Annotated in this window: 15 protein-coding genes and 1 pseudogene; 4 read left to right on the top strand and 12 right to left on the bottom strand. The window is 68.7% G+C overall.

All coding sequences use genetic code 11. The annotated features are described in order from the left end of the window. The first annotated feature begins 180 nt into the window (after nt 1-180). Nucleotides 181-1,062 carry a 1,4-dihydroxy-2-naphthoate polyprenyltransferase gene (locus AC5RV2_RS08920; protein WP_494064857.1) on the top strand — a complete coding sequence of 294 codons (882 nt, stop codon included), beginning with the start codon at nt 181-183 and terminating at the stop codon, nt 1,060-1,062. A 119-nt stretch (nt 1,063-1,181) separates the two neighbouring features. On the opposite strand, the gene AC5RV2_RS08915 is transcribed toward AC5RV2_RS08920, so the two are convergent. After that, nucleotides 1,182-1,529, bottom strand: a complete 348-nt coding sequence (locus AC5RV2_RS08915) for a DUF4229 domain-containing protein (RefSeq protein ID WP_494092053.1) — start codon at nt 1,527-1,529, stop codon at nt 1,182-1,184. Nucleotides 1,530-1,615: 86 nt separating this feature from the next. Between AC5RV2_RS08915 and AC5RV2_RS08910 the strand changes: the two genes are divergently transcribed. Then, nucleotides 1,616-2,032: a PLD nuclease N-terminal domain-containing protein gene (locus tag AC5RV2_RS08910; RefSeq protein WP_494092052.1), complete on the top strand. Its 417-nt coding sequence runs from the start codon at nt 1,616-1,618 to the stop codon at nt 2,030-2,032. Between the two features lie 178 nt (nt 2,033-2,210). Here AC5RV2_RS08910 and ccsB read toward each other — a convergent pair whose 3' ends face one another. The 5 genes from ccsB to AC5RV2_RS08885 form a co-directional block, all read right to left on the bottom strand. Continuing rightward, nucleotides 2,211-3,251: a c-type cytochrome biogenesis protein CcsB gene (gene ccsB, locus AC5RV2_RS08905; RefSeq protein WP_494092051.1), complete on the bottom strand. Its 1,041-nt coding sequence runs from the start codon at nt 3,249-3,251 to the stop codon at nt 2,211-2,213. A 14-nt stretch (nt 3,252-3,265) separates the two neighbouring features. Beyond that, nucleotides 3,266-4,933, bottom strand: coding sequence for a cytochrome c biogenesis protein ResB (gene resB / locus AC5RV2_RS08900; RefSeq protein ID WP_494092054.1), 1,668 nt, complete (start codon nt 4,931-4,933; stop codon nt 3,266-3,268). Between the two features lie 89 nt (nt 4,934-5,022). Continuing rightward, nucleotides 5,023-5,811 carry a cytochrome c biogenesis CcdA family protein gene (locus tag AC5RV2_RS08895; protein ID WP_494000626.1) on the bottom strand — a complete coding sequence of 263 codons (789 nt, stop codon included), beginning with the start codon at nt 5,809-5,811 and terminating at the stop codon, nt 5,023-5,025. A 2-nt stretch (nt 5,812-5,813) separates the two neighbouring features. Continuing rightward, entirely contained in the window at nt 5,814-6,428 is a 615-nt protein-coding gene (locus AC5RV2_RS08890) for a TlpA family protein disulfide reductase (protein WP_494092050.1), read from the bottom strand. Between the two features lie 54 nt (nt 6,429-6,482). Continuing rightward, nucleotides 6,483-7,145 (bottom strand): histidine phosphatase family protein, encoded by a 663-nt coding sequence (locus tag AC5RV2_RS08885; RefSeq protein ID WP_494092049.1) that lies wholly within the window; start codon nt 7,143-7,145, stop codon nt 6,483-6,485. A 237-nt stretch (nt 7,146-7,382) separates the two neighbouring features. On the opposite strand from AC5RV2_RS08885, the gene AC5RV2_RS08880 reads away from it, so the two are divergent. Next, nucleotides 7,383-8,237 (top strand): hypothetical protein, encoded by an 855-nt coding sequence (locus tag AC5RV2_RS08880; RefSeq protein WP_494092048.1) that lies wholly within the window; start codon nt 7,383-7,385, stop codon nt 8,235-8,237. A gap of 52 nt (nt 8,238-8,289) precedes the next feature. Here AC5RV2_RS08880 and AC5RV2_RS08875 read toward each other — a convergent pair whose 3' ends face one another. Together AC5RV2_RS08875 and AC5RV2_RS08870 are read right to left on the bottom strand one after the other, a co-directional pair. Then, nucleotides 8,290-8,967 carry a redox-sensing transcriptional repressor Rex gene (locus tag AC5RV2_RS08875; RefSeq protein ID WP_494064864.1) on the bottom strand — a complete coding sequence of 226 codons (678 nt, stop codon included), beginning with the start codon at nt 8,965-8,967 and terminating at the stop codon, nt 8,290-8,292. A gap of 166 nt (nt 8,968-9,133) precedes the next feature. Next, nucleotides 9,134-9,394, bottom strand: coding sequence for a glutaredoxin family protein (locus AC5RV2_RS08870; RefSeq protein ID WP_494064865.1), 261 nt, complete (start codon nt 9,392-9,394; stop codon nt 9,134-9,136). A gap of 65 nt (nt 9,395-9,459) precedes the next feature. Here AC5RV2_RS08870 and AC5RV2_RS08865 point away from each other — a divergent pair, with 65 nt between their 5' ends. Next, nucleotides 9,460-10,278 carry an HAD family hydrolase gene (locus tag AC5RV2_RS08865; RefSeq protein WP_494000632.1) on the top strand — a complete coding sequence of 273 codons (819 nt, stop codon included), beginning with the start codon at nt 9,460-9,462 and terminating at the stop codon, nt 10,276-10,278. A 100-nt stretch (nt 10,279-10,378) separates the two neighbouring features. Here the strand turns inward: AC5RV2_RS08865 and AC5RV2_RS08860 are convergent, their stop codons facing one another. The 4 genes and pseudogenes from AC5RV2_RS08860 to AC5RV2_RS08845 form a co-directional block, all read right to left on the bottom strand. Then, nucleotides 10,379-10,477, bottom strand: a complete 99-nt coding sequence (locus AC5RV2_RS08860) for a 30S ribosomal protein bS22 (protein WP_003792170.1) — start codon at nt 10,475-10,477, stop codon at nt 10,379-10,381. 159 nt (nt 10,478-10,636) lie between these two features. Continuing rightward, nucleotides 10,637-10,849 (bottom strand): helix-turn-helix domain-containing protein, encoded by a 213-nt coding sequence (locus tag AC5RV2_RS08855; protein ID WP_493978048.1) that lies wholly within the window; start codon nt 10,847-10,849, stop codon nt 10,637-10,639. 153 nt (nt 10,850-11,002) lie between these two features. Further along, nucleotides 11,003-12,157 (bottom strand): 3-deoxy-7-phosphoheptulonate synthase, encoded by a 1,155-nt coding sequence (locus AC5RV2_RS08850; RefSeq protein WP_494092047.1) that lies wholly within the window; start codon nt 12,155-12,157, stop codon nt 11,003-11,005. 294 nt (nt 12,158-12,451) lie between these two features. Then, nucleotides 12,452-12,654: pseudogene (locus tag AC5RV2_RS08845) on the bottom strand (ATPase); the annotation flags it as partial.

Below are 12,654 nucleotides of genomic sequence, written 5' to 3'. Positions count from 1 at the left end.
GGCGGAGGCCGCCGGCCGCGACCGCGGCTCCCGTGGCGGGAAACCGCCGTCGCCGTGACATCGGCCACTCCTGCGGCGACGGCTGCACGGATGCTCCGCTTCGATGGGCGAGAATAGACCGGTGCTGCGGCTGCCCGCAGCCCACGATGCATGAACCCCCACAGGTAAGGACTCTCCACAGTGGCTACAGCCGGGCAATGGTTCGAAGGGGCACGGCCCCGCACCCTCCCGATGGCGGTCGCTCCGGTGATCATCGGCAGCGCGGCCGCCTACGACCTGGGTTCCTTCCGGCCGCTGCATGCCCTCCTCGCGGCGCTCATCGCGGTCCTGTTCCAGGTGGGCGTGAACTACGCGAACGACTATTCGGACGGCGTCCGCGGCACCGATGACGTGCGGGTGGGCCCGCTGCGGTTGACCGGGTCCGGGCTGGCCAAGCCGAAAGCGGTGAAGGCCGCCGCGTTCGCCAGCTTTGGGCTGGCCATGGTGGCGGGGCTCGCGCTGATCATCCTGTCGCAGACCTGGCCGCTGCTGCTGGTGGGCGTGGGCTGCGTGATCGCCGCCTGGGGATACACCGGCGGCAACAACCCCTACGGCTACCGGGGGCTGGGCGAAGTGTACGTGTTCCTGTTCTTCGGCATTGTGGCCACCATGGGGACCACCTACACGCAGGCCCTGCAGGTCAGCTGGCCGTCCTTCCTCGGCGCGGTCGGGACCGGCCTGATCGCCACCGCACTGCTGATGGCCAACAACGTCCGCGACATCCCGACGGACCGCGAGGTGGGGAAACTGACGCTGGCCGTCCGGATGGGCGACGAGGCGGCGCGCGTCAGCTACGTCATGATGCTCGCGGTGGCGCTCCTGCTGCCGCTCATCATGGTCTACGACTTCCCGTGGATCCTGCTGGTGCTGCTGCTGGTGCCGGCGTGCCTGACGCCGAGCTGGCTGATGCTCAAGGGCAAGAAGCGCGAGAGCCTCATCCCGGTACTCAAGCAGACCGGGCTGATTAACCTCGGGTTCGCCACCGCCTTCGCGCTGGGCGTGGTGCTGAGCCGGCTGTCGTAGCCGGCCGCCGACCGGTAGCCGGCGCTATGGCGGCTCGCCGGTAGCCCACGCTGTGGCGGCTCGCCGGTAGCCGGGCCGGCCCCGGTCCCCGGGCCGGTGCCGTCCGGACTGAAGCTAGGTCAGCCGCCGTCCCCGGGCCGAGTGCCGTCCGGCTTCTGCCCGGCGTCCCGGGGCCTGCGGTAGGAATCCACGTTCAGTTCGCCGTGCTGATCGACGGCGGCGTCCTCGGCCAGCGCGTCCGAAATCTCCGTGGAGGTCCTCGGTGCCTTGGCGCCGGCGGAGAACCGGCGCGCCAGTGCCGCCCCCGCTTCGTCCCTCATCTTGCGGAAGAACAGGTAGGTGATGCACCAGCCCATGATCGCTGCGGCGAGGGCCGAGTAGACGACACCCAGCCTCAAAAAGAGGCAGATGACAAAGATGACGGCCATGATGCCGAGACGCAGGGCGCTGAATTTCCAAAAAGCCACGCCTCAAGTTTACGCTGCGCGCGAGATCGACCGGACGGTCCCACAATTCCTCAGCCCCCGGCTTAACGCTCACCTACAATTGATTCATGGTCCGTCTCTATGTCCTGCTCGCGGTGCTGGCCCTCGCGGTGGTGATCTATGCCCTCATCGAGTGCATCCGGTCGCGGCCGCATGAGGTGCGCAGTATCTCAAAACCGGGATGGATCCTCACGATCATCCTGGTGCCCCTGATCGGAGCCCTGATGTGGTTCGTATGGGGCCGGCCCAGGTCGGGCGGACGGCAGGCCCAGCAGGCTCCCCGCCCCGTGGCCCCGGACGATGACATCGCCTTCCTGCGCACGCTCGATGCGCAGCGCCGCGCCAAGCAGCGTGAAGAGGAACTGAACCGCAAGGAGCAGGAGCTCAAGAAGCGCGAGGACCCCAAGCACGGCGGCGGGGACAAGCCCGCGGCCCATGACGACCGCCAGTTGAGCGAAGACGACCCGGAGAACGGTCCCCGCTAGGCGCCCGCCGACCGGACGCCGGCGTCCGGCTCCCGCCAGTCCCCGGACCCGAAGAAGGCCCGCCGCCCCGATGGGGTGGCGGGCCTTCTGTTGAGTCGGAGGCGCGGGCCTTCTGTTGGGCAGCGGTCCTTCTGTTGATTCGGTGCCGCGGTCCTTCGGCCGATCCTGCCGGCCTGTCCTAGACCCCGGCGTAGCTGTGCAGGCCGGCGAAGAAGACGTTCACGATCGTGAAGTTGAAGACCACGCACAGGTAACCGACGATGGACAGCCAGGCGGCGCGGGTACCGGTCCAGCCGCGGGTGGCGCGGGCGTGCAGGTACCCGGCGTACACCACCCAGATCACGAAGGTCCACACTTCCTTGGTGTCCCACCCCCAGTAGCGGCCCCAGGCCTGTTCGGCCCAGATCGCGCCGAGCACCAGCGTGAAGGTCCAGAACACGAAGCCCACGGCGTTGAGCCGGTAGGCCGCGTTCTCCAGTGTCAGTGCCGAGGGAGCCAGCCGCATGAAGGCCAGCTTGTCCGCCTTGCCGGCGCGGCCGCGGGCCTCGCGTTTCGCTTGCACGAGCTGCAGCACGGACATGGCGAACGTCAGCGTGAACAGCGCCGAGGCGAGCACTGCGACCGAGACGTGGATGATCAGCCAGTAGCTCTGCAGGGCGGGCACGAGGTGGGCCACCGGCGTCGGGAAACCGATGGACGCGGCGATCAGCATGATGACCACAAGGCCGATCACGAACGAGCCGAGGAAGCGAAGGTCCTTGCGGGTCAGCGCAATCAGGTAGACCACTGCCACCATCAGCGCACCCGTGGTGCAGAACTCGTACATGTTGCCCCACGGCACGCGGTGGGCGGCCAGGCCCCGGGCCACCACGCCGGCGGCCAGGATGACGGTGGCCAGCACGCTCAGGGCCACGCCGATCCGGGCGGCGGCACGGCGTTCCTTGCCGTAGTTCATCGAGTCGGCGGCCATCTCGACGCCGGTGCCCGCGCCGGCTGCCCTCCCGCCCGCAGCTGTCGACGCCGCACCGGCGGCACCGACGAGCACGCCCTGCTCGGCCGCGTCGTGCCCGGCAGCCAGCCTGTCTTCCACCGCCTTGATGGTCTTGCTGGATGTCACCAGGTCCCAGCAAAAGGCGATGAAGGCGACGGTGAAGGCCATCGCACCGAGCAGGATGAACAGCTCGCTGTACTGGGCCATGGTCTGGTCAATCGTGGGCATGGGAAGAGATGTCCTTAGTGGTTGTCAACGCCGGCGGCGCTCTTGCTATTGTGCGCCCCGGGGGCGGCATCCGTCAGCCACTGGGTGCGGAGGAGTTTGCTGATGGCGGCCGCTTCCGGGGCCAGCCGGTGGTCCTCGCCGCGGGCCAGCAGGCCCCATTCGACCATGGTGCGGCCGTCCTCGTGGGTGCCGGCCCGCACCCAGACGCGGCGGCGGCCGATGAACAGGGAGGCGCCCAGGCCGGCAAGGGCCAGCGAGGAGAACACGAGGGCGCCGACCTTGCCGGGATCATGGTGGATGTCCAGCGCCGCATAGCGGACGAGGCCGTCGAACGTGACGCTGCCCATCCCGTTGGGCAGTTCCGCCGTTTCGTAGGCGGCGAGTTCGATGCCCCCGTCCTCCTGGTTGCGGTCGTTGAGGACGGTCAGCTCGGTGGTGTCCAGGACGTAGACGTTCTTGGGGTCGCCGTTGTCCAGGCCCAGGTCCCCGTAGTAGGAGTTCAGGTACAGCCGCGGGTTCATGGGATCGGGGTCGCTGCCGTAGGCCACCCCGTCTTCGCCCTCCATCGCGGTCGGCAGGAAGAACCCCACGAAGCCCAGCTGTTCCGGCTGCGCGTCCGGCGCCTTGATCACCAGCGTGGAGGTGTAGGCGCCGTCGTTAGGGATGGCGATGACGGGGCCCTGGTGGGCGATGTTGCCCTCGCCGTCCCGGACGGTCACGACCGGCGCGTAGCCGTTGCCCATGAGGTACACGTTGGTTCCGCCGAGGGTCAGCGGGTGGTTGATTTTCAGCACCTGCTGTTCCTCGGGCGCCCCCGGCTCGGCGCGCACGGTCAGCGTGGCGGTGAAGTCGAGCGGCTGGCCGTAGTGGGTCGGTGATTCCCGGTCGAAGACCACATCGAACTCGTCGAGGCGCATGGAGAACGGCTCCAGCCGGTCCTCGGTGAACCCGGTTCCCGGATTGAAGTTGTCGTAGCCGATGAGCGAATTCACGAACGTTTCGCCCTCGACCAGGATCCGCTGGCCGGTGTAGCCGAACTGCCCGCCGACGGCGACCGACACCAGCACGCCGATCAGCGAGGTGTGGAAGACCAGGTTGCCGATTTCCTTGGCGAAGCCGCGCTCCGCTCCCACGGAGGGCCGGTCGGTGTCCGCGTCGCGCACATCCACCCGGTAGCCGCGGCGCTTCAGCAGGCGGGCGGCGTCCTCGACGGCAGAGCGCGCGGAAACGCCGGCGTCCGCGGGGACCGCCATGGACCCGTACTCGGGCAGCCGGGACAACCGGCGGGGAGTCCTGGGCGGCTGCGACCGCATGGCCTTGTAGTGCTGGATGGCGCGCGGGATGACGCAGCCGATCAGCGACAGGAAGAGCAGCAGGTAGATGGCGGAGAACCACACCGAGGAGTAGACGTCGAAGAGCTGGAAGCGGTCCAGCCACGGCCCGACCTCGGGGTTGTCCGCAATGTACTGGGTCACGACGGCGGGGTTGGCAGGGCGCTGCGGGAACAGCGAGCCGGGCACCGCGGCCACGGCCAGCAGCAGCAGCAGGAACAGCGCGGTGCGCATGCTGGTCAGCTGGGTCCATGCCCAGCGCAGCATGCCGGCGAAACCCAGCGCGGGGACGGCAACGTCGTCCCGGCCGCGGTTGCGTTTCCGGTCGTTGGCGGGCCGGCGGTCCTTCATGGTCGGGCCGCCGCCGTCCGTGCCCGGTCCGGCCGCTGCGGGGGCACCGGCTTCGTCGTGGCGTCCAGCGCCTTCGGGTGTCTGACTCATCAGATCGGGAGCCTCACTTCATTTGCAAACCAGTCCTGCAATTGCGTCACCCAGTCTCCCCACAGCCCGCTGGCCATCAGCAGGCCCAAAACCACCAGCATGGCGCCGCCGGCCCGCTGCAGGAACAACCGGTGCCGGCGGAAGAACGCCATGGCGCCCATCCCCCGCCGCACGCCGAGCGCGATCAGCAGGAACGGAACCCCCAGCCCCAGGCAGTACACGAAGGCCAGGAACGCACCCTTGGCCGCGTCGGCGCCGCCCGAGTAGGCCAGCGCCTGCACGGCCGAGAAGGTGGGGCCGATGCAGGGCGCCCAGCCCAGGCCGAACGTCATGCCGAGGACCGGTGCCCCCCACAGCCCGGCCGGCGGCCGCGACTGGATCTTGCGGTCCCGCTGGAAGTAGGACAGCCCGCCCATGAAGATGATGCCCATGGCGACGACGACGACGCCCAGCACCTGGGTGACCCAGCCGGCTTCGCTTCCCTTCAGCCAGGCTCCGAGCTGGCCGAAGATCGCCCCGATGATCACGAAGACGATGGAAAAGCCCAACACGAACAAGCCGATGCCGGCGAACATCCGGCCGCGGCGCTGGCGTTCAAGGTCCACGCCGGTCAGGCCGGTGACGTAGCCCAGGTATCCGGGCACCAGCGGCAGCACGCACGGGGACAGGAAGGAGACAAGCCCGGCCAGCATGGCCACGGGGATTGCCAGCAGCACGGAGCCGTTGAGCACCGTGTCGCCGAAGGCGCCGCCCACAGTCATCGGCAGCGCGGCCGTCGCCCACCCCATTGTTAGGCGGCCACTGCGTCTTTAATCAGGGCCCGGAGCGTGCCCTTGTCCGCCACGCCCAGGATCCGGGCGGCGACGCGGCCCTCCTTGTCCAGCACCAGCGTGGTGGGGACGGCCTGCGGGGGCACGTAGGCGGTCATCGCCAGCAGGACGTCGCCGTTCTTGTCCATGAAGCTGGGATACGTCACCCCGAAGTTGCGCTCGAAGGCCTCTGCCGTGGGGCGCTCGTCCCGGATGTTGACGCCGTAGAACCGGGCGCCGTCGGCGAATTCCTCGCTCAGCGCCTGCAGGTCCGGAGCTTCCAGCCGGCAGGGCGCGCAGGAGGCGTACCAGAAGTTGAGGACGGTCACCTTGCCGGCCCAGTCGGCCGCATCGACGGTGGTGCCGTCGAAGAGCTTGGCGGTCAGCTGGACGGGTTCGCCGCGCGAGTCCGGCGCGTACTCGGTGACCGAACCGTCGCCGGCAATGTAGTTCTTGTTGTCGCCGGCGTTGGCCTGCTGGGCCAACGGATCCTCGACGGAACAGGCGGCGAGCGAGAGGGCGCCCAGCAGCCCCGCACCGACTTTGAACGCGGTACGGCGATTGAACGAACGGGGGTTATCGGCAGTCACAGTCACACTTTTCTTCGTGGGGTTGGGGGTGTCCCACTTCTACAACGCGTAGTAATTCTATTATGCTCCGGGCAGGTTCGCCGCACCGGGCAGCAGGTGGGCGCACGGCTCGGCGTAGCGCACCCCGGCGAGGCGGCCGCCGTCGAACTCCAGGGAAGTCACCGAGGCCAGCGTGCACTGGCGGCGGCGGGGATCATGCCAGAGCCGTTTGCCCTCGGAGGCCAGCCGGGTCACCCAGATGGGGAGCTGGTGGCTGACCAGGACCGCCTCGGCGCCCTCCCCGCCGCGTTCCACGGCTATCCGGCGGGCGTCGTCGATGGCCTTGCGCATCCGGGCGGCCTGCGCCGCGTACGGCTCCCCCCAGGACGGCCGGAAGGGATTGTAGAGGTGCGGCCAGTGCCGGGGCTGGTTCAGGTGCGAGCGGATGTCCGCCAGCCCCTCGAAGTGGTTCTCGGCTTCGATGATCCGCTCGTCGGTGACGATCTCGAGGTTGAGCGCCTTGGCGGTCGGGGCCGCGGTCTCCTGGGCCCGGGTCAACGGCGAGGCCACCAGGTAGCTGATCGTGGCGCCGTCGTCGCGGCGTTCGGAAAAGTAGCCGGCGGCACACTCGGCCATCTCCTGGCCCAGCGCCGACAGCCTGAAGCTCGGCAGCCTGCCGTACAGCACGCGGTCGGGGTTGTGGACCTCGCCGTGGCGGAGCAGGTGGACGGTAGCTTCGGGCATGGGTACAAGTGTCTCAAACCGCCGGTGTTTGCCCAAAAGCCCCGCTGTCCGCCCGCGCGGGTGTAGGGTCTGGCCGCGGCGGGCCGCCCGGGAAGAAAATCATCCTTCAGGCCGACCGACACGGCGCTGGCCTGCATTGTAGTGTTGCCTTAACAGCTGCCAAGCACCTCTGCGGCCGGCGCGCAGGCCGGCCGCTCGGAGGGCGACCCGTGTGGATGAGATGAAAAGGAACCGGCCATGAGCACCCCAGAAAACGAACCGAACCAGCCCGGTGACGGGGAGGGCCGGCCCGGAGGCCAGGAACAGCCCCGGTACGGGCAGAACCTGCCGCAATACGGCCAGAACGCGCCCCAGCAGCCCGGCTCGGATCAGCCTCCCTACGGGCAAAACGCCCCGCAGTACGGACAGTACGGGCAGAACCCGCCGCAGCCCGGACAGCCATACGGACAGCAGCCGTACGGGCAGGGCCAGCAGGGACAGTCCCCGTACGGCCAGCAGTACGGGCAGGGTCAGCAGGGACAGTCCCCGTACGGCCAGCAGTACGGGCAGCAGCCGTACGGCTACCAGAACGCCGTGCCCGGCCAGTACGGCTACCCCGGCGGGCAGGCGCAGACCGCCGCCAAGCCCACGGCGCCGCGCGAAGTCGTCATCGCCTTCTGGCTGATCATTGCCGCCGCCGTGCTGACCGCCATCGAAATGCTGACGGAACTGGCGGACCTGGACGGCACCATGGCGACGGTGCTCAACGACCCGTCGGTCCGCGAGGCCCTGGGCGAGCAGGGCGGCCAGTTCTCCGACGCCGAGCTGGCGGAAATGATGAGCGGTACGGCGGGAGTGTTCATCGTCATCACCGCGGTGATCGCCGTCGGGCTGTACCTGATGGTGGCCTTCGGCGTGAAGGCGGGCAAGAACTGGGCCCGGATCACCGGCGCGGTGTTCGCCGCGCTGTCGCTGTTCGGACTCTTCAACATCTGGTTCGGCACCTTGTCGGTGCTGCTGGGCATCGCGGCGATCGTGCTGCTGTTCCTGCCGGCGTCGAACAGGTTCTTCCAGGCCACCAAGGCGCACAAGTTCGGCGTCTACGGCCGCTGACCGGAAGCGTGTTCCGGCCGCCTGGCGGCCGGAACACCGCGGGGCGCGGTGTTCAGCTGTGCTCCGTCGCCTGCGCCCGCTGCGCGTGGTAGGCCAGGATCTGCAGTTCGGTGGCCATGTCCACCTTCCGCAGCTGCACGGATGGCGGAACCTGCAGCACCGCGGGCGCGAAGCTGAGAATGCTCGTGACGCCGGCTTCGACGAGCCGGTCGCAGAGCCCCTGGGCAGCACCCGCCGGCACGGCCAGGACCGCCATGTTGGCGCCGGTCTGCCGCAGGATCAGTTCCAAGTCACCGATCGGGCTGACGCGCATCCCGGAGACCTCCGACCCCACGACCTGCGGATCCGCGTCGAAGAGCGCCACGACTCCGAACCCCTTGGTGGTGAATCCGGAGTAGCCGGCCAGGGCCCGGCCCAGGTTGCCGATGCCGACAATCGCGACTTTCCAGTCCTGGGTGAGCCCCAGGGCCGCGGCAATCTCCTGGCCGACGAGCCGCACGTCGTAGCCCACACCGCGGGTACCGAACGACCCGAGGTAGGAAAGGTCCTTGCGCAGGGTGGGCGGGCTCACGCCGGCGGCCTCGGCCAGTTGCTCGGACGATATGCGTTCCGTGCCCTCGGACACCAGCGAATTCAGGGCCCGGAGGTAGATGGTCAGGCGTGCGAGCGCGGCCGGCGGGATCTCGTGGCCGGATGGCTTGGCAGCCTCGGTATCCGGGAGGTGGGTCACTGTTGTCGCTCCGATGCCTGCTGCGGGGCTCCGGCCGTGCCGTTTCCAGCCGTTCCGGGTCCTGGGTGCCGCCGGCGGCTGTCCAACCGCAGGCTTGTGTCTCCCCAAGATTAAGCTGCCCCGCGCCGCTCTCCAACTCCTGTGACGCCGGCCGGACCGCACCGGGCTACTGTGTGAGCAGCCGTCGCAGCCGGTCCGGATCGATGTGCCAGAAGTCCCGCTGGACGCCGTCGATCATGACCACGGGGATCTCCTCGGCGAAGCGCCGCTCGAGTTCGGGGTCCTCGAGGATGTTCTTCTCCTCCCAGGCGAGACCGAGCTCGCCCGCAACGCTCCCGACGGTCTCCCGTGCCGCCTGGCACAGATGGCAGCCGGGTTTGGTCAGCAGCACCAGTTCGTGCCCGGGGCCGGTGTCGGATCCACTCATGCCTTCAACGGTAGCGGCCGGTGGCGGTGAACGGACAATCCCCGGCGCCTCGTTAGACTCGAAGCATGCCCAAGACCGCCGCCGGCCATGCACAGCGCGCCTCGGTCTCCACGGATCCGGGGACGGAAGCGGCATTTTTCGACGTCGACAACACCCTGATGCGCGGCGCCAGCCTGTTCCACGTGGCCCGCAAGATGTACCAGAGCGGCGCCTTCCGGATGCGCGACGCTGCCGGCTTCGGCTTCAAGCAGGCCCGCTTCCTGATGCGGGGAGAGAACCTCAAGGACATCCAGTCCATCCGCGACACGGCGCTGGCCCTTGCCACCGGCCTGCTGAGCGACGACGTCAAACAACTGGGCGACGAGGTCTACGACGAAGTCATCGCCTCCAAGATCTGGCCCGGGACCAGGGCGCTGGCGGACCAACACCTGCGGGTGGGCCGCAAGGTCTGGCTGGTCACGGCCACGCCGGTTGAGGTGGCCGCCGTCATCGCCGACCGGCTGGGCCTGACCGGCGCCCTGGGCACGGTGGGCGAAACCGAAGACGGCGCCTACACCGGACGGCTCATCGGGGACATCCTGCACGGACCGGCCAAGGCTATCGCGGTGGAGGAGTTGGCCATCCGCCAGGGCCTGGACCTGGCGCGCTGCTGGGCCTACAGCGACTCCTACAACGACGTCCCGCTGCTGACCCTGGTGGGCAACCCGGTGGCGATCAACCCGGACGCCAGGCTGCGCCGGCACGCCCGGGAGAACAACTGGCCGGTCTACGACTACAGGAGCGGCCGTCGGGCGGCCACCTTGGGCCTCAAGGCCGCCACCGGTGCCGGCGCGGTCTACGGTCTCTGGCGCGGGGTCAACAGATTCCGGCGGCCGGCGGCGTAACGGCCGGACCCACGTGCCTACGGGGATGAAAACCGGTTAACGGCACAAGGCCCGCCAGTTTCCTGGCGGGCCTTGGAAGCTTGGGAACCGGTTGTCGGTCCTACTTCTTGTTGCGGCGCTGGTGACGGGTCTTGCGAAGCAGCTTACGGTGCTTCTTCTTGGCCATACGCTTGCGGCGCTTCTTGATAACTGAACCCACGAGTCCCTCATTCACTGATAGTTTCGTCAGCTGCCGGTGCCCGGCGGGGCACACGTCAACTCACGGTTTTCGACGATGACGTAAAACGTTCCTTAACAGGGTACCGCCTCCGCACCCCCCGCTTTGACCGCCGGACGGCAGCCGGCTCGCTCCGGAGCGTCAGGCCGTCCCGGTCTCCCGGTCGATCACGGCTCCGCGCAGGTACTCCTCCACGGCCGATTCGGGCACCCGATAGGAACGTCCAAAGCGCACGGCGGGCATCTCGCCCGAATGCACCAAGCGGTAAACGGTCATCTTGGACACGCGCATGACCGCGGCCACTTCCGACACCGTCAAGAAGCGCACACTCGAGAAATTGTTCTCGTCAGCCATTACGCACTGTTCCTTTACTGTAAGCAACACCGGCGGCGTGCCGCCTTGCCCCGCCCCAACAACCGTCTTCCTAGATACTTTAGAGGCTGTTGTGGCAAAAGTGAAAGTGCACACTGTAGCTTAAGCGTTTTAACCAAGCACGGCCTTTTACCCTCAGGCCGCTTTCGTGGCGCGATTCCCGGCGGCCGACGCCAGCTGGGCCAGCACCTCCGCCGTGACGCCCCACTCCATGCAGGCATCGGTGACACTCTGCCCGTAAACCAGCGCCGCTCCCCCGCCGTCCTGGGACACCTCCAGTTTCTGTGCCCCGCCCACCAGGAAGCTCTCCAGCATCAGGCCGGCGATGGCGCTGCCGCCGGCTTCGACCTGCGCGGCGATCTCCAGCGCCACCTCGGCCTGGCGGTGGTGGCTCTTGCCGCTGTTGGCGTGGCTGGCGTCCACGATCAACCGCGGATTCAGGCCGGCTTCCGCCAGCGCCCCGGACGCCGCCGCCACCTCCTGGGCTCCGTAGTTCGGGCCGCTCGCGCCGCCGCGCAGGATCACGTGGGTGTCGGGGTTGCCGTTGGTGGAGACCAGCGCCGCGCGCCCCTCGCCGTCGATCCCCAGGAACACCTGTGCCGCGGCCGCTGCGTGGCAGGCGTCGAGCGCAACCTGGAGCCCGCCATCGGTTCCGTTCTTGAAACCCACCGGCATGGAGAGCCCGGAGACCAACTGGCGGTGGATCTGGCTCTCGGTGGTGCGCGCACCGATCGCTCCCCAGCTGACCAGGTCCGCCAGGTACTGCGGGCTGATCGGTTCCAGGAACTCCGTGGCCACCGGCAGGCCGAGCTCCGCCACCTCCAGCAGGAACGTCCGCGCCAGCCGCAGGCCGGCGGCGATGTCGTGGGAGCCGTCCAGCCGCGGGTCGTTGATCAGCCCCTTCCAGCCCACGGTGGTCCGCGGCTTCTCGAAGTAGGTGCGCATCACGATCAGCAGCTCTTCGCGGTGCTCACGTGCCACCTGCGCGAGGCGGCGCGCGTAGTCCAGGCCCGCCGCGGTGTCATGGATCGAGCACGGTCCGACGATCACCAGGAGCCGGTCGTCCACCCCGTCCATGACGGCACGGATTTCGTCCCGGCCGCGGGCGACGACGGCGGCGGCCTCGGCGGTCAGGGGCTGTTCCTGCAGCACCTCGCCGGGTGACGGCAGCGGGCTGAAGCCGCCCACCCGCAGGTTGTTCGTGCTGCGCGGCGAGGCCGGGGTGGCCGATTCGACCTTGACCGGCGTCGGCGCTTCGGTTTCCAAGAGCTGGTTGGCTGCTGAATTCATGGTCGGTGTCCCGTCTGTTGGCGGCGGGACTTCGCTACAGAACCCGCCGGAGAAATGGCGAAGGGCAGAGAATCATCTCTGCCCTGTTGGCTCTGAAGGTCGGTATGCGTAGGCGCTAAGCGGTTACGTCAGGCCCCTCCAGAGCCAACGCAAAATACGCATACCAACGAGTCGTCATACCCGGAACTGTACGCCCGATCCGCGGGGGAAGGAAAACGCGGGCCCGGGACATGACAGATTATGACGACGGCGAGGCGCCGGCTCCTGCGGCCGGCGGTGCGGGGCCGGCCTCGCTCAGGCCAGGCCGGCCAACACATCGATGCCGAAGACCGGCTCCCGGTCCAGCGGGCGCACGTCTGCGATCCCGTGCGGTTCCAGCGCGGCCGCGAGCGATCGTTGGAACCGCGGGACGTTCATGCCCAGCCCGCCGCCGAGCACCACCGGGCCGCCCATGTCCAGCCGCCGGGCCACCAGGGCAATCTGGCCGGCCAGGTCGG

This window comes from Arthrobacter sp. Y3225116, from assembly GCF_059091245.1.
Note: the sequence above shows the minus strand (reverse complement) of the source record. Positions and strands in the feature narration are given on the sequence as shown.